Here is a 21,284-nt window from a genome sequence, read left to right as displayed (position 1 = left end):
ATCCTGTGTTAATCCCGTTCCAGTTCGATATTCAGACCCAGTGAGCGGATTTCCTTCATCAATACATTGAAGGACTCAGGCATACTGGCTTCCATGAAGTGGTCGCCGTCCACAATGTTTTTATACATCTTGTTACGCCCGTTCACGTCGTCCGACTTGACTGTGAGCATTTCTTGCAAAGTGTAAGCCGCGCCGTAAGCTTCCAGCGCCCAGACTTCCATCTCCCCGAAACGCTGACCACCAAATTGCGCTTTACCGCCTAATGGCTGTTGCGTAACAAGGCTATAAGGCCCGGTGGAACGTGCGTGCATTTTATCGTCAACCAAGTGATTGAGTTTGAGCATGTGCATGTAACCCACGGTTACTTTTCGCTCAAACATATCGCCGGTACGCCCGTCGCACAATTGCGTTTGCCCGCTTTCTGGCAAATCCGCCAAGCGCAACATGGCTTTGATTTCGGCCTCATCCGCACCGTCAAATACCTGCGTCGCCATTGGCACACCTTTGCGCAGGTTGTTTGCCAACGTGATCACTTCGTCATCGGTCAGATCGGCAATCATCTCGTTTTGATTCGGATTGCCGCCGGTTGCATACACTTCGCTAATGAATTGACGTAATTCATCGATTTTCGCCTTGGTGTCGATCATCCGCGCAATCTTTTCGCCCAAGCCTTTAGCCGCCCAACCTAAGTGGGTTTCTAATACCTGACCAACGTTCATACGCGATGGAACGCCCAACGGATTCAATACGATGTCAACGGTTTGACCATTGGCGAGGTATGGCATGTCTTCCACTGGCACGATGCGCGAAACCACACCCTTGTTACCGTGACGACCCGCCATTTTATCCCCTGGCTGCATCCGGCGTTTCACCGCAATGTACACCTTGACCATTTTCAACACGCCAGGCGCGAGGTCATCGCCCGCCATGAGCTTGTCACGCTGCTTGTGCAAACGGGTTTCGTAGTGCTTTTTCTTCTCGTCAATCTGGTGAGACAGCGATTCGAGTTGGGTATTCACCTCATCATCTTGCATACGGATGGCGAACCAATCCTTTTTCTCCAGATTATGCAGGTAAGATTCAGTCACGACCGTGCCAGACGTTAAGCGATTAGGGCCGCCAACGGCTTCTTTGCCAATCACCAACTTCGCAAAACGGTCAAAAATATCCGCCTCATAAATACGCAATTCATCGCGTAAATCTTTGCGAACTTTCTTCAAATCTTCTTCCTGAATCGCCAAAGCACGCGCATCACGCTCAACCCCATCACGGGTAAACACACGCACGTCGATAACCGTACCCGTCATGCCCGTTGACACCCGCAAAGAGGTATCTTTTACGTCAGACGCTTTCTCACCAAAGATGGCACGCAGCAATTTTTCTTCCGGGGTCAATTGGCTTTCGCCTTTAGGTGTCACCTTACCGACCAGAATATCGCCCGGTTTGACTTCCGCACCCACGTGGATAATGCCGCATTCGTCCAGCTTTGCCAGCAGGCTTTCACTTACGTTCGGAATATCCGCTGTGATTTCTTCTGGCCCCAGCTTGGTATCACGCGCCAAACACGCCATTTCTTCAATGTGAATGGAGGTATAACGGTCTTCATCCACCACGCGCTCAGACAACAAAATCGAGTCTTCGTAGTTGTAACCGTTCCAAGGCATGAAGGCGATGAACATATTCTGCCCTAACGCCAATTCACCCAAGTCCGTGGAAGAACCATCCGCCAATACGTCACCACGCGCAATGACGTCGCCCACTTTGACAATCGGGCGTTGATTAATGCAGGTGTTTTGGTTGGAACGGGTGTACTTGATCAAACTGTAAATATCGACACCGCCACGCACTTCGTCGGCTTCATCGTCATTCACGCGCACGACCACACGTCCCGCATCCACGGAGTCAATAATACCGCCACGCCGTGCTGATATGGCTGAACCGGAGTCTTGCGCTACCGCACGCTCCATACCCGTACCGGACAACGGTTTGTCCGCACGCAAGCAAGGCACTGCCTGACGTTGCATGTTAGAACCCATCAAAGCGCGGTTCGCGTCATCGTGTTCCAAGAAGGGGATTAAAGAGGCGGCAACTGAAACGATCTGCTTCGGCGATACGTCCATGTACTGGACTTCGTTCGCTTGCTTCAAGGTAAATTCATTACGGTGACGGCAAGAAACAAACTCATCCGACAAACGCCCCTCTTCATCCAGTTCCGCACTCGCCTGCGCGATGACGTAATTGGATTCTTCAATCGCGGACAGGTAGTCAATCTGCATGGTCGGCTTGCTGTCAATTACCTTGCGGTAAGGCGTTTCCAAGAAACCGTAGTCATTGGTACGCGCATACACTGCTAAGGAGTTAATCAAACCGATGTTCGGGCCTTCCGGCGTTTCGATTGGGCAAACCCGACCGTAATGGGTTGGATGCACGTCGCGCACCTCAAAGCCCGCACGCTCACGGGTCAAACCGCCCGGCCCCAATGCGGAAATACGGCGCTTGTGGGTCACTTCTGACAGCGGGTTGTTTTGATCCATGAACTGCGACAACTGGCTCGAACCGAAGAATTCCTTAATTGCCGCCGATACTGGCTTGGAATTCACCAACTCTTGTGGCATCGAACCTTCGCTTTCTGCCATTGTCAAACGTTCTTTGACCGCGCGTTCAACGCGCACCAAACCAACACGGAAGGCATTTTCAGCCATTTCACCGACACTACGCACACGACGGTTGCCGAGGTGGTCAATGTCATCCACGTCATCGCGACCGTCACGGATGTCGATCAGTTTTTTCAGCACATCCAGAATGTCGTCTTGATCCAATACGCCAGAACCCGTGGCTTCTTCGCGCCCCAAGCGACGGTTAAACTTCATCCGACCTACGCCAGACAAGTCATAACGGTCATCGACAAAGAACAAATTATTGAACAGATTTTCTGCTGCTTCTTTAGTCGGTGGCTCGCCAGGGCGCATCATGCGGTAGATTTCTACCTGCGCTTCTAACTGGCTGCTGCTGGGATCAATTCTCAAGGTATTCGAGACAAAAGGTCCACGATCCAGATCATTGGTATAAAGAATACTGAATAACTTAACATCATTGTCACGCAATTTTTCCAACAGTACGGGGGTAAGTTCGTCATTGGCAGACGCCAGCAACTCACCCGTGGAAGAATCGACAATGTTGTGGGCTAAAATTTTGCCCGGTGTGCTACCCATGCCTGTCATGTAGTCATTGGGTACCACCAGCTTATTCATGCCGGATTTCTCCAACTGACGAATGTGCTTAGCAGTAATGCGGCGACCAGTCTCTACCAACACCTGACCATCCAACATAATGTCAAATGAAGCCAAATCACCACGCAAACGCTCGGGAATCAATTCCATTTCAATGGAAGTGTCGCTCAAATGTACCGCTGTTTTATCGAAGAAAGCATCCAAGATTTCTTCATTTTGCATACCCAATGCACGCAACAAAATCGTCGCGGGCAATTTGCGGCGACGGTCGATACGTACAAAAATAGAATCTTTCGGGTCGAATTCGAAATCGAGCCATGAACCACGGTAAGGAATAACCCGCGCACTGTGCAACAATTTACCAGCGGAATTCGACTTACCTTTGTCATGCTCGAAGAACACACCCGGTGAACGGTGCAACTGAGAAACGATAACACGCTCAGTGCCGTTAATAATAAATGTGCCTTTATCCGTCATCAGCGGCAATTCGCCCAGATAAACGTCCTGCTCTTTAATGGCCTTGACCACTTTGGCATCCGCAGGTGCATCCTTATCATAAATAACCAGACGCAATTTAACACGCAGTGACGTCGCAAACGTCAAACCGCGCAACTGGCATTCCTGCACATCAAACACAGGTTCCGCCAAACGATAGTCGGCATACTCTAACGCAACATAATTATTGTAGCTAACAATCGGAAATACCGAGGAAAAAGCCGCGTGCAAACCAACGTCCCTGCGCTCTGCGACTGGCTTTTCCAATTGCAAGAAATGTCGATAGGAGTCTAACTGAATGGTAAGCAGGTCGGGCACTTCCAGTATCTGTGGCCGTTTCCCAAAGTCTTTGCGGATCCGTTTCTTTTCGGTATAACTCAGTCCCATCGTCTTTCCTCTCTGGAATCAGAACCCCGGCTCACAAACATAAACTGCCGGATCTTTCACTCGCCTTAATAAGCGAGAAAAGGCCGACAGTACAAATGCACTGCCAGCCTACAAGGTATATAAGAACTAGTTGCAGCGCAACACGCTCGACCTCAAGCTTACTTGAGTTCGACAGTAGCGCCTGCGGCTTCTAATTCTGCTTTCAATTTCGCAGCGTCGTCCTTGCTTGCGGCTTCCTTCACAACGGAAGGAACACCTTCAACCATGTCTTTCGCTTCTTTCAAGCCCAGACCTGTTGCGCTACGGACAACTTTGATAACGTTAATTTTGTTAGCACCGAAGCTAGTCATTACAACGTTGAATTCAGTTTGTTCTTCAACCACCGCAGCAGCTTCACCAGCCGCAGCAGGGCCAGCAACAGCAACCGCAGCCGTTACGCCAAACTTTTCTTCGATCGCTGAAATCAGGTCAACGATTTCAGTCACCGTCATGTTGGCAAAGGTTTCCAACATATCTTCTTTAGTACAAGCCATTTTGTTTCTCCAAAACCTAAATCAGTAATCAATCCAAGCTAATGCCAGCGGCTTCAGCTTTTTGGTCACGCAATGCAGCAAGAGTGCGAGCGAATTTATCCAACGGTGCACGCAGGACAGCGGCCAAAGTAGCCAGTGCCTGATCGCGGGTTGGCAATTTCGCCAGACGATCCAATTCAGAAGCGGGGAGCATAGTGCCGTCGATAGCGACGAACTTTACTTCCATCTTGTCATGGGCTTTGTCTTTCTTGAAGTCTTTAATCAGACGTGCCGCTGAGCCTGGGTCTTCCTGAGAAAACGCCAATACCAACGGGCCAACCAAACCGTCTTGGATACACTCGAAAGCAGTACCTTTAACAGCGATTCGCGCCAGATTATTCTTCACAACACGCAGGTACACCCCATTCTTACGTGCGTTTTGACGCAACGTAGTGAGCTGACCCACGGTTAATCCACGGTACTCAGCAGCTACCGCAGAATAAGCACTTGCAGCAACTGCGGCCACTTCAGAGACAATCTCTTTTTTCTCTTGCAGTGTTAATGCCACGTTATCTACTCCTGGTTTGGCGGATAATCCACCATTTATCGATCACTCACCGGAAACTCCGGCTTGCGAAGGAAACAGCGTCCCAAACCATCTTACTGACTCGGGGAACGCCATCTGCGCAGGTTCTCTACATTACATGCAGAACCATTAAGCTTCATACGAAGCACCTACGGTCTCTGACGACATACGTCCTGTATATCTTTTTGCCTTGCGGCTACTTCCATCCTTGGAAGCAGAGAATGGGGCAGCGCCCCAATTCATTAGTAAGACAGTGATGCGTTATCGACTGTCAAACCCGTACCCATGGTGGTGGATACAGAAACTTTTTTCAGGTAGATACCTTTGGAGGTGGAAGGCTTCATTTTTACCAAATCTGCTACCAGCGCATTGATATTGCCAACCAGCTTATCGGTATCAAAGTCCACATTACCAACAGAACAATGGATGATACCACCCTTGTCTGTACGGTAACGGACTTGACCAGCCTTGGCATTGCGGACAGCGCCAGCAACGTCAGGGGTCACAGTGCCAACTTTCGGATTAGGCATCAAACCACGTGGACCGAGGATTTGACCCAATTGACCCACCACACGCATTGCGTCTGGGCTGGCAATAACCACGTCAAAATCCATCTTGCCTGCTTTAATTTCAGCAGCCAGATCATCAAAACCCACGATGTCTGCGCCAGCAGCCGTTGCTGCTTCAGCGTTTGCACCTTGTGCAAATACAGCCACGCGAACCGTTTTACCGTTGCCGTTTGGCAATACGGTAGAACCACGCACGACTTGGTCAGATTTACGTGGGTCGACACCGAGGTTAAAGCTCACGTCAACGCTTTCCAAAAACTTGGCGCGTGGCAGAGATTTCAGCGTATCCAGTGCATCAGCAATGGCGTAAGCCTTGGTGCTATCGACCTTTTCAGCGATTGCCTTTTGGCGTTTAGTCAACTTTGCCATCTTACATGCCCTCCACTTCTAGACCCATGCTACGCGCAGTGCCAGCGATGGTGCGAATTGCCGCTTCCATGCTTGCTGCCGTCAGGTCTGGGGTTTTCATCTTGGCAATTTCTTCCAATTGCGCAACCGTGACTTTGCCTACTTTGTTGCTGTTAGGCTTCGCACTACCGGACTTGATGCCGACTGCTTTTTTCAGCAAGACAGAAGCCGGCGTGGTTTTCATCACAAACGTAAAGCTCTTGTCGCTGTACGCCGTAATAACGACTGGAGTAGGCAGGCCGACTTCAAGGTTCTGTGTCGCAGCATTGAATGCTTTGCAGAACTCCATGATATTCAGACCACGTTGACCGAGTGCAGGGCCGATAGGTGGACTTGGGTTTGCTTTACCAGCCGGAACTTGCAGCTTGATAAAGGCGATGACTTTCTTTGCCATGATGTTTTCCTATAAATGGGTAATAACGCCTGACGGCTTCCCGTGACTATCAGGTCAGGCTTTTTCGACCTGATAGAATTCAAGCTCAACGGGCGTTGAGCGACCAAAAATTTGCACAGCAACTAATAGGCGACTTTTTTCGTAATTGGCTTCTTCGACCACGCCGTTGAAATCTTTAAATGGCCCATCAGTCACACGCACGACTTCACCCGCATCGAAGAGGACTTTCGGGCGCGGCTTTTCAGCCCCCTCTTCCACGCGACGCATGATGTTGTCGACTTCTTTTTGCGTAATCGGCGCGGGCTTATCGGCCTTACCACCGATGAAACCCAGCACTTTTGGCGTTTCTTTCACCATGTGCCAAGTTTCATCGTTCATTTCCATTTCGACCAATACGTAGCCGGGAAAGAACTTACGCTCGCTTCTACGCTTTTGACCATCGCGCATTTCCACCACTTCTTCAACGGGTACCAACACACGACCGAAAGAAGTTTCCAAGCCGAAACGCGCAATGCGCTCTTCAAGCGAGCGCTTAACTTGATTCTCAAAAGCAGAATAAGCTTGAACTACATACCAGCGCATTGCCATCAGACACCCCCCCCGCCGAGCATACTTTTAACTCCCCAACCAAGCAGGGAATCAACGCCCCAGAGGAAAATGGATAGAATCAAAACAATGACCATCACCATCAAGGTAGTCTGTAAAGTTTCGGCACGTGTAGGCCAAACCATCTTGCGCACTTCGAGCCGCGAGTCTTTCATAAAACCCAGCAAACGCTTACCAGCCAAGCTAGAAAGAGCAACTGCAACTGCCACGCCAGCCACTAACAACAAACCTAACACGCGCAGCAATAAGGAAACCGGCTGACCTTGCCAATCCTCGAAATAGTAAAAACCCACAATCCCAGCAAACAGGAGTGCGAGAGAAATGATGAGCTTTACTGTATCCAGTGATGAGCCCTGCTCTTCGGTACGTACTGACATTTATTTTTTACCAAATCTGATAGCCGAATGACTTTGGGAAACACACTGTGAACAAATCAATGGTTGCTGCAATTCATTATCCAAAGCCATCTATAAAGATGGCAGGCCAAGAGGGAATCGAACCCCCAACCTGCGGTTTTGGAGACCGCCGCTCTGCCAATTGAGCTATTGGCCTGTAAAAACAGTAAAGAGCGAAGAGAATACCCTTCACCCTTCCAAAATACAAGGTGTTACTTACGCGATGATTTTAGCAACGACGCCCGCACCAACGGTACGACCACCTTCACGAATAGCAAAACGTAGGCCGTCTTCCATCGCGATTGGGTTAATCAGCGTAACAACCAACTTAACGTTATCACCCGGCATTACCATTTCGACGCCTTCTGGCAATTCGCAAGCGCCTGTTACGTCCGTGGTACGGAAATAAAACTGTGGACGGTAGCCTTTGAAGAATGGCGTATGGCGACCACCCTCATCTTTTGACAAAACGTAAACTTCTGCTTCAAATTGGGTATGTGGCTTGATTGAACCTGGCTTGCACAGAACTTGACCGCGCTCAACCTCTTCACGTTTAGTACCACGCAGCAACAAACCAACGTTGTCACCCGCCATGCCTTGATCCAGCAACTTACGGAACATTTCGACGCCCGTAACAGTAGTGGCCTTGGTGTCACGAATACCAACGATTTCGATGGTTTCACCAACCTTAATAATACCGCGCTCAATACGACCAGTTACTACCGTACCACGACCAGAGATAGAGAACACATCCTCAACCGGCATCAAGAAAGTACCATCGATAGCACGCACTGGGTCTGGAATGAAAGTATCAATAGCTTCAATCAAACGCGCAATGGATGGAACGCCGATGTCAGACTCGTCACCTTCCAGCGCCATACGTGCTGAACCCTTAACGATAGGGGTATCATCACCAGGGAAATCATAGCTAGACAGCAGCTCACGCAGCTCCATCTCGACCAGTTCTAACAACTCTTCGTCGTCAACTAAGTCACACTTGTTCATGTAAACAACAACGTATGGAACACCAACTTGGCGAGACAACAGAATGTGCTCACGTGTTTGTGGCATTGGGCCGTCAGCGGCTGAACAAACCAGAATAGCGCCATCCATCTGAGCAGCACCAGTGATCATGTTTTTAACATAGTCAGCGTGGCCTGGGCAGTCAACGTGTGCGTAATGACGTGTTTCAGATTCGTATTCTACGTGTGCAGTAGAAATGGTGATACCACGTGCTTTTTCTTCAGGAGCCGCATCGATCTGATCGTAAGCCTTTGACTCACCGCCAAATTTCTTGGATTGCACAACTGTCAACGCCGCTGTCAGCGTGGTTTTACCGTGGTCAACGTGACCGATTGTGCCGACGTTTACGTGCGTTTTATTACGCTCAAATTTACTTTTTGCCATGATCGATAACTTCCGTTAAATTCCTGAATAATTGGTGCTCTCAGGCAGAGTCGAACTGCCGACCTCATCCTTACCAAGGATGCGCTCTACCACCTGAGCTATGAGAGCAAAACCATTTTAACGACTCAGCCAGAAATTGGAGCGGGTGATGGGAATCGAACCCACACAATCAGCTTGGAAGGCTGAAGTTCTACCATTGAACTACACCCGCCTGAAGTCGTGTGCCCACACCGTACCGCATGACAATCTGTATCAAGCTGAACGTGCAAACTAAAATATGGTGGAGGGGGAAGGATTCGAACCTTCGAAGGCAGTGCCAACAGATTTACAGTCTGTCCCCTTTGACCGCTCGGGAACCCCTCCAACTGGAAAGGACAACATTCTGAGCGAATCACTCATCAATGTCAACCTTGAAAAAGCATTATTTTGCCATTAATTTTCGACAGCTAAACTGGTAAGCTCATCGCTTTAATTATCACAAAAATTGCGGTTTTGATCATAATGCGCATCATACACAAAAATCCAGTTTTTATTTAGGAACCATCAATGAAAGTTACCATTTACGGCTCAGGCTATGTTGGGTTAGTGACAGGGGCGTGCTTAGCGCAAGTTGGCAATGATGTACTCTGCGTCGACGTTGACGAGCGTAAAATCAGTATGTTGCTTAATGGGGAAATCCCCATTCATGAACCCGGTCTCGATAAAATGGTGCAAACCAATGTTGCAGCGGGACGTTTGAAGTTCACCTTATCAGCCGCTGAAGGCGTGGCACACGGTTTGTTTCAGTTTATCGCAGTGGGCACGCCACCGGATGAAGACGGTTCGGCTGACCTGCGCTATGTACTCACCGTCGCCCGTTCAATTGCGCAACACATGGACGGCTATCGCATTGTGGTCGACAAATCCACCGTTCCCGTCGGCACGGCTGACCGAGTACGCACGGCGATGCTGGAAGTATTGGAACAACGTGCTTTCAACGCCGAATTCGACGTGGTATCCAACCCTGAATTTCTAAAAGAAGGCGCAGCACTTGACGATTTCATGAAACCCGACCGGATTGTGATCGGCACTGACAACCCACGCACCACTGAACTCATGCGCGAACTCTACGCCCCGTTTAACCGCAGCCATGACCGATTAGTGGTAATGGACATCCGTTCCGCCGAACTCACCAAGTATGCTGCCAATGCAATGCTTGCCACCAAAATCAGCTTCATGAATGAACTGGCGAATATGGCGGAATTACTCGGCGCTGACATCGAGAAAGTGCGCATCGGCATCGGCTCCGACCCGCGCATTGGCTATCATTTCATCTATCCCGGTTGTGGTTACGGCGGTTCGTGCTTCCCCAAAGACGTGCAAGCACTGGAACGCACCGCGCGTGAAATCGGCTATAACGCCGAATTATTGTCGGCGGTAGAGGCCGTCAATTACCGCCAGAAAGACAAACCATTCGAGAAACTGCAAAAGCATTACGGTGCCAACCTCGAAGGCAAAACCGTAGCGCTGTGGGGCTTGGCTTTCAAACCCAATACCGATGATATGCGTGAAGCCTCCAGCCGTAACTTAATGGAAGCGCTGTGGAAACAAGGCGTTACCGTACAAGCCTTTGACCCGGTAGCGATGGAAGAATGCACCCGCATTTACGGGCAACGCCCTGACCTGAAATTGTGCCAGACAGCCGAAGCAGCGCTGGAAGGTGCCGATTGCCTCGTCATCGTCACCGAGTGGCAACAATTCCGCAGCCCCGATTTTGAGGTTATTAAGTCCAAGCTCAAAGATCCCGTCATCGTGGATGGGCGCAATTTGTATTCACCCGAACAAATGGCGAAAAAAGGCATTACCTATTACGCGATCGGGCGCGGCTGTTAAGTAACGGCTCAACGCCGCAGCGGGCCAGTATCGGTGTCGATCTTGTAAATCAGGTCGACACCTTGCTGAAGTCCCGCTTGCGCCTCAACCTGTAAGTGCTTGTTAATTTGATAAGTAATCGCCACCCGTTGCAGCGAGTCAAACAAACCCACGATGTAACGCACGTAGAGCCTTGCCCCCAAACGCTTGCCCAAAGCCAACTCACTCTGGTCGAAATCGCCGTTTTTGGCCTTCAGGCTTACATCATCCAAACCCAAGCTTCCCCCTAAACGTTGCGCAAGATTTTCGCCCCCCGCAATGCCCAAACCCGTAATCGCCTCCATCAACAGCGATGATTGATCACCACTCAAGCTGGACATTGCCCGCCCCGTCAGCAAATAACTCAAGGTATCGCTTTGCGTTTGCAGGGGAGTGGAAAATAACGTCGATTCCGGCTGTTGCACCGTGCCAGCCAGTGAAATACCCACTTTGATGTCACCATCAGCCACTTCACGCACCGCTCGCACATCCAGCCCCGGATTATTCAACGGGCCATTGAAAATCAGCCGTCCGCGCTCAATCGCCAAGCGCTGTTCATAAGCCTTGTAAACCCCATCCACCACATTGAGCACGCCTTCAGCAATAATATCCTGACGGGTACGCAACACCCGCAATTTGCCCGTCAGTCGCGCATCCAAGCCAAAGCCATTGAATGTAACCTTATCACCCAGCTCAATCACCACATTGGGCTTAATATTCAACGGCGCATCTTTCACCAAAACGGTCGCTGGCTCACCCGTAACGGCTGTAGCAGCGCTACGCCCCACGATCACCACATCACCCGAACGCGCACTGGCGGTCTGCGGAATTTCCCGCAAACTCACCGTCGCTTCAGGAATCAACACGCTACCGCTAATCGCCACCTCGCTAGGGCTGGCTTGAATCCGCAAATCCGGGGAAACCAATGCCTGTATTTCATGCGTATCCATCAATTTGAGCCGGTTGCCTTGCAAGCTCACATCCGCCTCCCACTGCGGCAGGTTTGCCAAGGACAACACCCCGTTAGCGGTCATCGTGCCACCACCTGCCCGCAACGAACCGTTAATCGTGGCACGTTCTGTCCCGCTGGCTTGCATGTTCAGAGTAATCGCATCCAAGGTTACACCCGCTTCCGGCAAATGCACCTGTCCCTCGGTTAAGCGCACCTCGCCATTCACGACCGGCTGTTTGAGCAAACCGCTGATCTGCACATCACCCGCCACTTTGCCCTGTAAACGGTCAATCTGCGGTGAAAAACGTTCCAACCACGCAATATCCGGCAGTGCCGCATTCAGGCGAGCATTAATTCGATGATTGCCATCCGTGGGCGATAGCTCGATACGCCCATCAGCACGTAATTGCCCATAACTCACCAAATCCAGTTGCGCCTGCACCTCCATCCGCCGATCATTGAGGCTGACATCCGCACGGGTATTGCTGTATTGCACGGTTTCGGTTTTGCCCTTGCTCCCACGCACACTGACGCTACTATCAGGCAAACGCAAGGCGACACTCGCCACCGGCTTGCCGCCACGCTGCTCAAAACGGTAATCGGCATTGGCTGTCCCTGCCACACTCACCGTATCCGGCAACCACTGACGCAACATCACCAGCGGAATTTGTTGCAAATCCCCCGCAATGCTGAATCCCGCAGCGGGCGTCCATGCCGGTTTACCGCAAGCACGCGCCCCCTGATTATTCAAACAAATCAACGAGCCACTAAACGCCTTAGCGGACACTTGCAAATTAATCGGCGCAACCGTCTTCCAATCACCCGCCGGAGTATCGCGCAATGCAAGACTGGGAATCGTGCCTTGCCATTGTGCATTTTTCCAACCACCGCTGGCAGTGACATCAAGCTTGCCCGACTCATGGATCACTTGCGCCTTCACTTGATGACTAATGATTGTCCCCTGCCCTTCAATAGTTGCTGCCTGAATCAGGGTTTCACCCGTTTTGAAATCCTTGAGCGTACCGTTCGCCTCGTAGCGTTCACCCACTTGTTGTGCCTGCAAATCCAACGCGCCCAAACGGTAATCCTGATAACGCAATTTGCTGCCGGTTAAATCCGCCTGAATCTCTGGCGCTTCTAATTTACCTTTGAAAATGCCTTCGCCCTGCAAACTGCCCTCCAAACCCTTCCACGCTTTGGCAAGGTTCTTAGCATCCACTTTCCAGCGCAAATCAAAGGGCGCGGTGGCTTGCCCGGACACTTCGAGCCGATTGCCGCCGGACTGAATCACCACCTCTTGCGCGGCGAGTTTGGCATCGCCCCAAGCGAGTTTACCCTTGGCATTGAGGTCGTAACCTTCCACGTTACCGGATAAATCCGCCACATCGAGTTGCAATTGCGAACCATCGAGCAGCCCCTGCAACGTCCCCTTACCCTTGGCATTGCCCCGTAAACGCGGGTCAAGCTGTGCCAGTTTTGGCGCATCTATTTGCCACAAAACGTCGAGCTTGTCGCTGGCAGCGCCATTCGCCAGCAAGCGGTTATCGCCAACTTTGGCATCCAGCGCTTGCAGATTGATGACCTTGCCGTTCCAGTCGCCCTGCCCGCTGATGTCCACAGGATATTCACGCAATTTACCCTGCAAGCGCGTCACGTTCAGTGTCGTTGCTTGCAGTTTACCCTGCTGAAAGGTGCCGCCCGAATTCAGTTGCACATCAAGCGCAGCAGGCCAGTCTTTGAGGAACGGCGCGGGGTTTAATTCACTGCCTTTCACATCGGCTTGCCAAATCAACGCATCCTGCCAATCCACATGCCCAGTGGCACTCAGCGCCCCCGCCGCACCATTAAGCTGCAATTGCGCTACCGTGAGGTCAGCAAACGAACCTTTACCCTGCAAAGTGCCTTGGTAGCGCGGGTAAGCCGCATAAGTCCAATCCGCCGTCATATCGAGGGTATATTGCAATAATTCACCGCCTACATTGGCTTTCGCTGTACCGACACCCCACGTTGTGCTGTTCGCATCCACCGCCACTCGCAACGCCAGCTCGTGCGGTTTAGCCAATTGCATCGTGCCATCCAGCGCCACATCGACCTTGCCTTGTGCGTCGTAAAGCTCAGCTTGCAAATTATCGAGGTGTAATTTACCGTCATGAGCTTGCGCATCCAATTGCACATCACGCAAGCGCAATGGGTGTTCACCTTGCCAAACTTCCAGTTCCTTGATGCGGATTTGTTGGGCATCAAGATTCAGTGGCAGTGCAATCGACATTAAGTCAAACGGGCTGCTGGCTGCCGCCTCCTGACTTTCCGGCAAGCGAATCACCAATTTATCAGCCAGCAAACGGCTGACCCGCAAGGTCGGCGGTGAAGCCACTTCCACCTGACTATCCACGTCCACGTTATCAGCTTCTAATGTCGCACTGTCGCTTTCCCAGCGGATGCGACTGGCTTTGAGACCCGTTGCCAGCGTGCCTTCGACATTTTCCAGCGTGAGTCCAGAAACAAAATAAGGCGCATTATTAACCAGAAGCCGCGTACCGGTTTGCGACAAGGTTAGGAAAGCCAAGCTCCCCAACACCAGCAAGAGCAGCAGGAAAATGACCAGCAAGGGATTAACCAATAAATGTTTCAGCCATTGATTCACAAGTCAGGCCCCAAACTGAAGTAGAAATGCACATCACCAAGGTCATCAGTCGGTGCGGCAATATCGGCACGTATCGGCCCCAACGGTGATTTGTAACGCACCCCGAACCCCGCCCCCACGTTCATGGTCAAATTTGCGGTATTATCGAATGCATCCCCGGCGTCCACAAAACCAGCGGCACTCCAGTTATCCACAACCGGACGTTCGTATTCGACGCTGGTGGTCAACAAATGCTTGCCGCCTAACACATCGCCTGCGGCATTGGTTTCCCCCAAAGACTCGAAATCGTAGCCGCGCACCGAGCTTTGCCCGCCCGCAAAAAAGCGTAGTGATTTGGGCATATCATCAAGATCGTTGGTCAGGGTAGTCCCTGCCGCACCTTGTAAAATCAGCTTATCGCGGTTGTCCAAGGTGTGCAGGTATTTACCACTCAATTTGCCTTGCAACACGCTTTGGTCGCTTAACACCCCTTCGGCTGCACCCTGCACTTCAGCAGCCACTTGCCAGCCGCGCGTCGGAAACAATAAATCGTCAGTTTCAGTCTTTTTGACTCGCACCCCGCCCAGCGTCAGTTGCGAACGGGTTTCCGTGCCACTGCTGGTCACGCGCGTGGTTTCATCGAGGTAATTGATGAATACCGTTTGTTGCCAATCGTGGCGATTGCGGCGGTTATAATCCAAGCCCAGTTTGAGCGCTTCGCTTTCGATACCGTTGTTGTCGGTGTGGCGCACCCCGCCGGAAAGACTCGCAAATTCGTGTTCCGGTTGCCACAGCGGTACTTTGTAAGCGCCTTCCACCGACTGCTCATTTTGCGCCAACGTGCCTTTGGCATTGAGTTTGTGGCCTTTATTATTAACCCAGTGCGCATCCATGCCAGTTTCCACCCGAAATCCGGTATCCGTGCCATACCCCACCCGTCCCTCATAGGTATAGCGTTTGCGCCGTGCCGCCGTAATGCCCACGGGTACGATACCGTTTTCGGCTTGTTGGTAAGCACCGCTTACTTGCACTTCGTTGTAATAACCGCTGCCTTCCAAAATCCGCTGCTGTTTCAGCAAATTTTCAGCGTTATAGGTATCGCCCTCACGCACGCGCAGGTAGCGATTGAGGTATTTTTCTGCCAGCACATCCTGCTCCACCTTGACCTTGCCCACTTGGTAGCGCTTGCCCGTCTCAAAATGCAGGCGTACTTGCGCTTGGCGTGTATCAGGGTCTACCTGAATTTCCCTTACCAGATATTCCGCGTCGAAAAACCCTAAGCGATTGGCAGTACTGTTGAGGCTGGCTTTGAAATCTTCGTAGCGTTGATGCACCAGCACATCGCCCTTTTGATAGGGTAACACTGCTGTAATGCTACGAAACTCTGGTAAATCCTTACCCGCACCCGTTACCTGCACCTTAACAACAGTGACCCGTACAGGATCACCGGGCTGTACCGCGACATGCAGCGCCAAGCAATTTCCCTGTTTTACGGCGGTAACATTGAAGCGTGCATTGTAATAGCCCATTGCCTCCGCACCTTCGGGCAGTTTTTCCTCAGCAGACTCGATGAAATCCGCCACCCGATCACTGGAGCTATCACACTTGAGGTTACGTAAGGATGGCATGAAGGCTTTGAGATTATCAGCCAGTGAAGTGTCTGCCCCTTGAATATTGACTTTTACCGGTGATTCGGTTGGTTTGGCGGTTTCTTTCTCGGTTTGCTGAAAAAAAGCAGCATACCCCGGTGCGCTTGCGCTCAGTAAACATAACCCCCAAATGATTGTTTTCATGCTGCGCTTCCGGCTCCTTATATGTTAGCTGCTACATGGCTTATTGCTCGAATGCCCATTTCAATAGAGCATCCTGCAAACGCCGTCCGCCACTCTGTGCTTCCCGACCATTATGCAATAACACGATGACTAGGCGCTTACCGCTGCGGGTCAACATATACCCTGCGATAGCCGTGGCATCATTCAACGTGCCCGTTTTCAGGTGGCTGCGCCCGCGCAAATCATCGTCTTTGAAACGGCTTGCCAGTGTCCCGTCTTCGCCCAGTAGCGGTAACGAGGCCATGAACTCCGGCATATACGGGTCACGCCATGCCATCTCCAATAACGCGCCTAACTGCCGTGCACTGACACGTTCACTGCGCGATAAGCCGGAACCGTTTTCCACTACCATACCAGTGTAGTCGATACCGGCTTTTTTGAGCATATCGGCGGTCGCCATCCGGCTTTTATCCAATGTCGCGGGCGCTCCCAGCACTTTCGCGCCGATGGTGAGGAACACATTGCGCGTCATCACGTTATTGCTCCACTTATTGATGAAGCGGATTTGTTCCCCCAAAGTACGCGACTCGTGGGTATGCAATAACACATCGCCGTCCTGTACCTGCCCGATTTGCAAGTTGCCGCCGAATTTGCCACCTTGCGACTGCCATACATCCCGAAACGCATTGAATACGTGCGCTTCAGGGGTGGACAACACCCGCAGCACAAAGTTTTTACCGCAATCGGGCGCATACGCCCCGGAAATCTTGATCGCCGCGTCGGTTTGCTGGAAAGTCGGCTGGTAATGCCCCTTGCGGCAACCGCCTTTTGCCAACACCATGCTATTGTCCAATTGCAAACCGGGAATCAGCGGGAACGGCGTAATTCCCACCTTACCCGTGGCTTGGTCGGCTTCCAACAGAAAACGGTTCGCCTGAAAGTTAAACATTAGCGCCGACGGCTGGGCGTTGTAGACACGGGTTGGTTCATTATCGAACGCCGCCGGATCGTAATCGGGAATCTTGAAATAGCTGTTATCCACCACCAATTGCCCGCGAATTTCTTTCAAGCCTTTGAGTTGCAAATCGTGCAGCAATTGCCAAAAAGCTTCATCGGTCAGAAATGGGTCGCCATAACCTTTTAAAATCAAATCGCCGTTGAGGATACCGTCCTTCAATTCACCGCGCGTCCAAGCTTCGGTTTTCCAGGTATAGCTGGGGCTAAGTAACTTAAGCGCCGTCCAAGTCGTCAGCAATTTCATCACCGACGCGGGGTTACGCGGCACGTTATCGTTATGCACCACCATCGGTACGTTGGCGTTTAAATCGCGGATATACACACTCAGGTTTTCAGAGGGAATCTTGGCTTGCTGCATGAACGCCTGAATATCGGCGGGTAAATCAGCAGTTTGTTGATGGCGAATCAGGGTGAGTTCAGCCGGTTGCGGGGCTGGACGAGCAGGCAGCAGCGGCTCTGCGGCACTAACGCCTCCCAGACTCACGCACAGCCCGATGGTGATGAATAATTTTTTCAACATAATGCATTCGTTATGGTTTTTAAGGGTTTTGTTTAAGGTCGGCTAATTCTAGCACCTCAATACCCGCTGCGGTGTAATGCCAGCGCAAATCAAAATCGTAGAGGCGCATGGCGTATACCCTGTCCACCACTTGCCCGTGCTGGTAGGAAGGGCGCGGGTCTTGACGCAGAATCTGCTCAATCAATACACGCACATCGGTGTGCCATTGCGCTTGTTTTTGCGCACATTGCTGAGCGGCTTGGGTAGAAAACGCCACTGGCTGCGGCGCAAGGGGCGCATCCGGCGCAAAACCTGCCCGTGCTTGCGGCAGGGCATCCGCATACGGAAGGTACGGTTTAATATCCAGAATCGGCGTGCCATCCAGCAAATCTGCCCCGGCGAGTTCGAGGGTGATGTTACTCCCTGACACCTGAATCCCGCATAACTCAGCCACCGTAAGACCAATGGGGTTGGGGCGGAAGGTGGAACGGGTGGCGAATACGCCTAGCCGTGCATTGCCGCCGAGACGGGGTGGGCGCACCGTGGGTTTCCAGCCTTGCGCTTGTGTGCCGTGGAAGACGAAGATTAACCAGACGTGGGAAAATCCTTCGAGTCCGCGCACCGTTTCGGGCAGATTGTACGGGGGCAACAGCGTGAGGGTAGAACGAGCGGCTGTGACCAAACCGGGCTGGCGGGGGATGCCGAATTTTTCTTTGTAGGGGGAAGTGATGGTGGCGATGGGAGAAAACGAGATGGCATTACTGAAGTGCATTTTGAATTTAATTTCCGATGGCAAAAATTAAGGCGTTCAGGGTAATGCATCTATGCTAGGCTTAACAACGTTCCTACATCTGAGGTGAACAATATGCAGGCCGTTAATATCCGTCAACTCAAAAACAACCCTTCGCAGGTGTTACGCACCGCACACGAAGACGATATGGTCGTCGTCATGAACCGTGATACGCCTACTGCTTTATTGATTGATCTGGAAAAATTGGGTTTACCCGACATGCTTAGCGTAAAGCTGGCATTAGCTGTAGCGCTATTCAAAAACGCAGCCATTTCAGCAGGTTCAGCCGCTCGCATGGCCGGAAAAACGCTGCCGGAAATGTTGACGCTGCTCTCCAATCTCGGCATTCCCCTTACCACAACCAATGCGGAAGAAGCGGCGCAAGATATGAGCGTTGCCCGTGAATGGCTACAACGACATACATGAGCGTCGTCATTGCAGATGCAGGGCCACTGATTGCCTTGTCACACATTCAACAATTGGATTTGTTGCGTGGCGTCTTTGGGGAAGTGCTAATCACCACAACCATTCGGGACGAAGTGCTGCCAACGGCTGATTATGTGGGCAAAGCCGCATTGCAGGACGCTTTAAACGCGGGTTGGTTACAAACAGTGGACGTGCCACTTGATGATTGGCAAGCACTCTGTTCCGGTGTTGATGCAGGTGAAGCCAGTGCGATTCACCTCGCGGAGCAATTATCAGATGTTTTATTGATCATCGACGATCGCTCAGGACGCGCCGAAGCACGCGCTCGTCATTTACGTTTTACTGGAACTGCCGCCGTTGTCGGACTGGCAAAGCTGAAGGGGTTGATTCCCACTGCCAGCCCGCTTTTATATGCGTTGCGTGATTCTGGCTACCGGCTCAGTGATGTTGTAATTCAATCCGTGCTGAAGGATGTGGGTGAATAACATTTTTGTAAATCACAAGCTATACTTTGAAATATCTAAAGCCTAACTTTATATTTGCAAATATGTTTACCGAACGCCGCCTCGCCCCCAAGCTTTTGACCGCCCTCAATAGCAGCCCCATTGTATTCATCAGCGGCGCACGCCAAGCTGGAAAAAGCACCTTGGTGCAAACGCTCTCCGCCAGCCACTTCCCAGCAGATTACGTCACCTTCGACAGCCCCACCGCAATGGCTGCCGCCGTCAGCAACCCCGATTTCTTCCTGAGCCGCGACCGCCCGCTGATTATCGACGAAGTGCAACTGGTTCCCGACATTTTCCGCGCCCTCAAAAAACGCATAGACGACTTACGCCTCAAAGACAAAGCCAACAGTAACGGACGCTACTTACTGACAGGTTCGGCCAATATCATGGCACTGCCCAAACTCGCGGATGCACTGGTCGGGCGCATGGCATTGCTACGCCTTTACCCCCTATCCGCACTGGAATTGCACGAGCAAAGCGGCACATTCCTCACCAACTTATTAAACAACCGCTTCCCCTATCAAACCTTCACCACCATTATGGAGGCCACGCTTACCACCATCCGCGATGCAACATTCCCAGAACTCCCCGGCAAAACCGATGCGGAACGCGAGTTGTGGTTTGACAGTTATATCAGCACCCTATTACAACGTGACGTGCGCCAAATTGCCGAGGTCGAAAAAATCACCCTGCTCCCCAGCCTATTGCGCCTAATGGCAACACGCGCAGGCAATCTGGTGAATGACAGTGAAATCTCCCGCAGTGTCGGTCTGAATGCCATCACCGGCAAACGTTACCGTACCCTGCTGGAGTTCATGTACCTCACTACCGACATTCCGCCCTGGTTTCGCAATATTGAAAAGCGTCTGGTCAAAGCGCCCAAAACCTACTTATTGGACACCAATTTGCTCTGCCACACGCTCGGCTACCGCCTACAAGACTTACCGCTACACAACCCCACGCTGTTTGGGCATGTACTGGAAAACTTTGTCGCCAGCGAACTCATTAAGCAATTATCGTTCAGCAATACCCGCGCCAACCTGTTTCATTTCCGCACCAGCGACGGCAAAGAGGTCGATTTCGTCTTAGAACAACCCAACGGACAATTAGCAGGTGTTGAAGTCAAAGCCGCCGGACAAGTTCAAAGCAGCGACTTCAAAGGCTTGCAAGAACTGCAACAACAAGTAGGCGCTGACTTTCTCTGTGGCGTGGTATTGTATCAAGGCACTGAAACCGTTCCATTTGGTGAAAAGTTGTGGGCAGTGCCATTACCCGCACTCTGGCATTAACTCTGCCCCGGCCCGATGTGCTGCAACTCACGCAAACCCGCCCCCGCCAGCACAAACGCTTGCCCAAACCCCATCACAAAGCGCCCAGATTGCGGAACCAGCCGAAACATCACAAAATCCCCCAAGCCGCGCAGCAAGCCCACCACATTGCCAAACCGCGCTTCCATCGCATCCAATAGCGGTGCATATTCCGCCGCTTCCCGCGCGACGACTTCTGCCACACAGCGGTACGTCACACGAGTACGTGCAAAAATTTGCCGCGCCTCTTGTTCATCCTCAATCAGCAAAATCGACAGTGGCGGGTGTTGCAAAATTTCCTGCGTATGGCTCGACAGCAAACTCACGAAAATATAAAAATGCCCCGCGTCATCCCGCACAAATGGCGCATAACTGATCGACGGCTCACCCCATGCATCCAAGGTTGCCAGTTGCAGGGTTTTTGCACGCTTCAGTAGTTGCCCCAGTGTTTCCTTAGGGTTCTTGCTCATGACTTTTCTCCGCAAATAAGCCCATCATACAACTCGTCAGTTC

General features: G+C 51.5%; 17 protein-coding genes and 4 tRNA genes. 4 read left to right on the top strand and 17 right to left on the bottom strand.

Translation table 11 applies throughout. The features are described from left to right. Positions 1-8 precede the first annotated feature (8 nt). The 12 genes from rpoB to L3K52_05995 all read right to left on the bottom strand — a co-directional run bounded on the left by rpoB (position 9) and on the right by L3K52_05995 (position 9,352). Entirely contained in the window at positions 9-4,112 is a 4,104-nt protein-coding gene (gene rpoB / locus L3K52_06050) for a DNA-directed RNA polymerase subunit beta (GenBank protein UOG93290.1), read from the bottom strand. A gap of 158 nt (positions 4,113-4,270) precedes the next feature. After that, positions 4,271-4,645, bottom strand: coding sequence for a 50S ribosomal protein L7/L12 (gene rplL / locus L3K52_06045; protein ID UOG93289.1), 375 nt, complete (start codon positions 4,643-4,645; stop codon positions 4,271-4,273). A 28-nt stretch (positions 4,646-4,673) separates the two neighbouring features. Beyond that, positions 4,674-5,192 carry a 50S ribosomal protein L10 gene (gene rplJ / locus L3K52_06040; GenBank protein ID UOG93288.1) on the bottom strand — a complete coding sequence of 173 codons (519 nt, stop codon included), beginning with the start codon at positions 5,190-5,192 and terminating at the stop codon, positions 4,674-4,676. A gap of 260 nt (positions 5,193-5,452) precedes the next feature. Further along, complete coding sequence (rplA, locus tag L3K52_06035) at positions 5,453-6,148, bottom strand: 50S ribosomal protein L1 (protein UOG93287.1); 696 nt, start codon at positions 6,146-6,148, stop codon at positions 5,453-5,455. Between the two features lies 1 nt (position 6,149). Then, positions 6,150-6,581, bottom strand: a complete 432-nt coding sequence (gene rplK / locus L3K52_06030) for a 50S ribosomal protein L11 (protein ID UOG93286.1) — start codon at positions 6,579-6,581, stop codon at positions 6,150-6,152. Positions 6,582-6,635: 54 nt separating this feature from the next. Further along, entirely contained in the window at positions 6,636-7,169 is a 534-nt protein-coding gene (gene nusG / locus L3K52_06025; GenBank protein ID UOG93285.1) for a transcription termination/antitermination protein NusG, read from the bottom strand. Then, on the bottom strand, positions 7,169-7,564 hold the full coding sequence (gene secE / locus L3K52_06020) for a preprotein translocase subunit SecE (protein ID UOG93284.1): 396 nt from the start codon (positions 7,562-7,564) through the stop codon (positions 7,169-7,171). Before secE ends, nusG begins: the two co-directional genes overlap by 1 nt. Positions 7,565-7,663: 99 nt before the next feature. Beyond that, positions 7,664-7,739: transfer RNA gene (locus tag L3K52_06015), tRNA-Trp, on the bottom strand. A 59-nt stretch (positions 7,740-7,798) separates the two neighbouring features. Further along, on the bottom strand, positions 7,799-8,989 hold the full coding sequence (gene tuf, locus L3K52_06010; GenBank protein ID UOG93283.1) for an elongation factor Tu: 1,191 nt from the start codon (positions 8,987-8,989) through the stop codon (positions 7,799-7,801). A gap of 32 nt (positions 8,990-9,021) precedes the next feature. Continuing rightward, positions 9,022-9,097 (bottom strand) — tRNA-Thr (locus tag L3K52_06005). A 29-nt stretch (positions 9,098-9,126) separates the two neighbouring features. After that, positions 9,127-9,200 (bottom strand) — tRNA-Gly (locus tag L3K52_06000). A gap of 67 nt (positions 9,201-9,267) precedes the next feature. Next, positions 9,268-9,352: transfer RNA gene (locus tag L3K52_05995), tRNA-Tyr, on the bottom strand. 183 nt (positions 9,353-9,535) lie between these two features. On the opposite strand from L3K52_05995, the gene L3K52_05990 reads away from it, so the two are divergent. Next, positions 9,536-10,861 carry a UDP-glucose/GDP-mannose dehydrogenase family protein gene (locus tag L3K52_05990; protein ID UOG93282.1) on the top strand — a complete coding sequence of 442 codons (1,326 nt, stop codon included), beginning with the start codon at positions 9,536-9,538 and terminating at the stop codon, positions 10,859-10,861. A gap of 8 nt (positions 10,862-10,869) precedes the next feature. Here L3K52_05990 and L3K52_05985 read toward each other — a convergent pair whose 3' ends face one another. From L3K52_05985 to tsaA, 4 genes are read right to left on the bottom strand one after another with little or no spacing between them, the layout of a single operon-like run. Further along, positions 10,870-14,475, bottom strand: coding sequence for a translocation/assembly module TamB domain-containing protein (locus L3K52_05985; GenBank protein UOG93281.1), 3,606 nt, complete (start codon positions 14,473-14,475; stop codon positions 10,870-10,872). Further along, complete coding sequence (locus L3K52_05980; protein ID UOG93280.1) at positions 14,472-16,247, bottom strand: autotransporter assembly complex protein TamA; 1,776 nt, start codon at positions 16,245-16,247, stop codon at positions 14,472-14,474. The genes L3K52_05985 and L3K52_05980 overlap by 4 nt, the downstream gene beginning before the upstream one ends. Positions 16,248-16,287: 40 nt before the next feature. Beyond that, on the bottom strand, positions 16,288-17,763 hold the full coding sequence (gene dacB / locus L3K52_05975; GenBank protein ID UOG93279.1) for a D-alanyl-D-alanine carboxypeptidase/D-alanyl-D-alanine-endopeptidase: 1,476 nt from the start codon (positions 17,761-17,763) through the stop codon (positions 16,288-16,290). A 19-nt stretch (positions 17,764-17,782) separates the two neighbouring features. After that, positions 17,783-18,514, bottom strand: coding sequence for a tRNA (N6-threonylcarbamoyladenosine(37)-N6)-methyltransferase TrmO (tsaA, locus tag L3K52_05970; protein UOG93278.1), 732 nt, complete (start codon positions 18,512-18,514; stop codon positions 17,783-17,785). Positions 18,515-18,607: 93 nt separating this feature from the next. Between tsaA and L3K52_05965 the strand changes: the two genes are divergently transcribed. The 3 genes from L3K52_05965 (at position 18,608) to L3K52_05955 (ending at position 20,753) form a co-directional block, all read left to right on the top strand. Beyond that, the gene (locus L3K52_05965; GenBank protein ID UOG93277.1) at positions 18,608-18,958 is read left to right on the top strand and encodes a type II toxin-antitoxin system Phd/YefM family antitoxin; all 351 of its coding nucleotides are present in this window, start codon (positions 18,608-18,610) and stop codon (positions 18,956-18,958) included. After that, positions 18,937-19,443: a DUF3368 domain-containing protein gene (locus tag L3K52_05960; GenBank protein ID UOG93276.1), complete on the top strand. Its 507-nt coding sequence runs from the start codon at positions 18,937-18,939 to the stop codon at positions 19,441-19,443. Before L3K52_05965 ends, L3K52_05960 begins: the two co-directional genes overlap by 22 nt. Positions 19,444-19,505: 62 nt before the next feature. Next, positions 19,506-20,753, top strand: a complete 1,248-nt coding sequence (locus L3K52_05955) for an ATP-binding protein (protein ID UOG93275.1) — start codon at positions 19,506-19,508, stop codon at positions 20,751-20,753. Here the strand turns inward: L3K52_05955 and L3K52_05950 are convergent. Next, complete coding sequence (locus L3K52_05950) at positions 20,750-21,241, bottom strand: pyridoxamine 5'-phosphate oxidase family protein (protein ID UOG93274.1); 492 nt, start codon at positions 21,239-21,241, stop codon at positions 20,750-20,752. The genes L3K52_05955 and L3K52_05950 overlap by 4 nt on opposite strands. Positions 21,242-21,284 lie beyond the last annotated feature (43 nt).

The organism is Candidatus Thiothrix sulfatifontis (genome assembly GCA_022828425.1).
GTDB lineage: Bacteria > Pseudomonadota > Gammaproteobacteria > Thiotrichales > Thiotrichaceae > Thiothrix > Thiothrix sulfatifontis.
Note: the sequence above shows the minus strand (reverse complement) of the source record. Positions and strands in the feature narration are given on the sequence as shown.

What these genes read in the sequence shown, in the direction of transcription:
- rpoB (UOG93290.1), bottom strand. Translation starts at nt 4,112, where the DNA reads ATGGGACTGAGTTATACCGAAAAGAAACGGATCCGCAAAGACTTTGGG.
- rplL (UOG93289.1), bottom strand. Translation starts at nt 4,645, where the DNA reads ATGGCTTGTACTAAAGAAGATATGTTGGAAACCTTTGCCAACATGACG.
- rplA (UOG93287.1), bottom strand. Translation starts at nt 6,148, where the DNA reads ATGGCAAAGTTGACTAAACGCCAAAAGGCAATCGCTGAAAAGGTCGAT.
- rplK (UOG93286.1), bottom strand. Translation starts at nt 6,581, where the DNA reads ATGGCAAAGAAAGTCATCGCCTTTATCAAGCTGCAAGTTCCGGCTGGT.
- nusG (UOG93285.1), bottom strand. Translation starts at nt 7,169, where the DNA reads ATGGCAATGCGCTGGTATGTAGTTCAAGCTTATTCTGCTTTTGAGAAT.
- secE (UOG93284.1), bottom strand. Translation starts at nt 7,564, where the DNA reads ATGTCAGTACGTACCGAAGAGCAGGGCTCATCACTGGATACAGTAAAG.
- tuf (UOG93283.1), bottom strand. Translation starts at nt 8,989, where the DNA reads ATGGCAAAAAGTAAATTTGAGCGTAATAAAACGCACGTAAACGTCGGC.
- L3K52_05990 (UOG93282.1), top strand. Translation starts at nt 9,536, where the DNA reads ATGAAAGTTACCATTTACGGCTCAGGCTATGTTGGGTTAGTGACAGGG.
- L3K52_05980 (UOG93280.1), bottom strand. Translation starts at nt 16,247, where the DNA reads ATGAAAACAATCATTTGGGGGTTATGTTTACTGAGCGCAAGCGCACCG.
- dacB (UOG93279.1), bottom strand. Translation starts at nt 17,763, where the DNA reads ATGTTGAAAAAATTATTCATCACCATCGGGCTGTGCGTGAGTCTGGGA.
- tsaA (UOG93278.1), bottom strand. Translation starts at nt 18,514, where the DNA reads ATGCACTTCAGTAATGCCATCTCGTTTTCTCCCATCGCCACCATCACT.
- L3K52_05965 (UOG93277.1), top strand. Translation starts at nt 18,608, where the DNA reads ATGCAGGCCGTTAATATCCGTCAACTCAAAAACAACCCTTCGCAGGTG.
- L3K52_05960 (UOG93276.1), top strand. Translation starts at nt 18,937, where the DNA reads ATGGCTACAACGACATACATGAGCGTCGTCATTGCAGATGCAGGGCCA.
- L3K52_05955 (UOG93275.1), top strand. Translation starts at nt 19,506, where the DNA reads ATGTTTACCGAACGCCGCCTCGCCCCCAAGCTTTTGACCGCCCTCAAT.
- L3K52_05950 (UOG93274.1), bottom strand. Translation starts at nt 21,241, where the DNA reads ATGAGCAAGAACCCTAAGGAAACACTGGGGCAACTACTGAAGCGTGCA.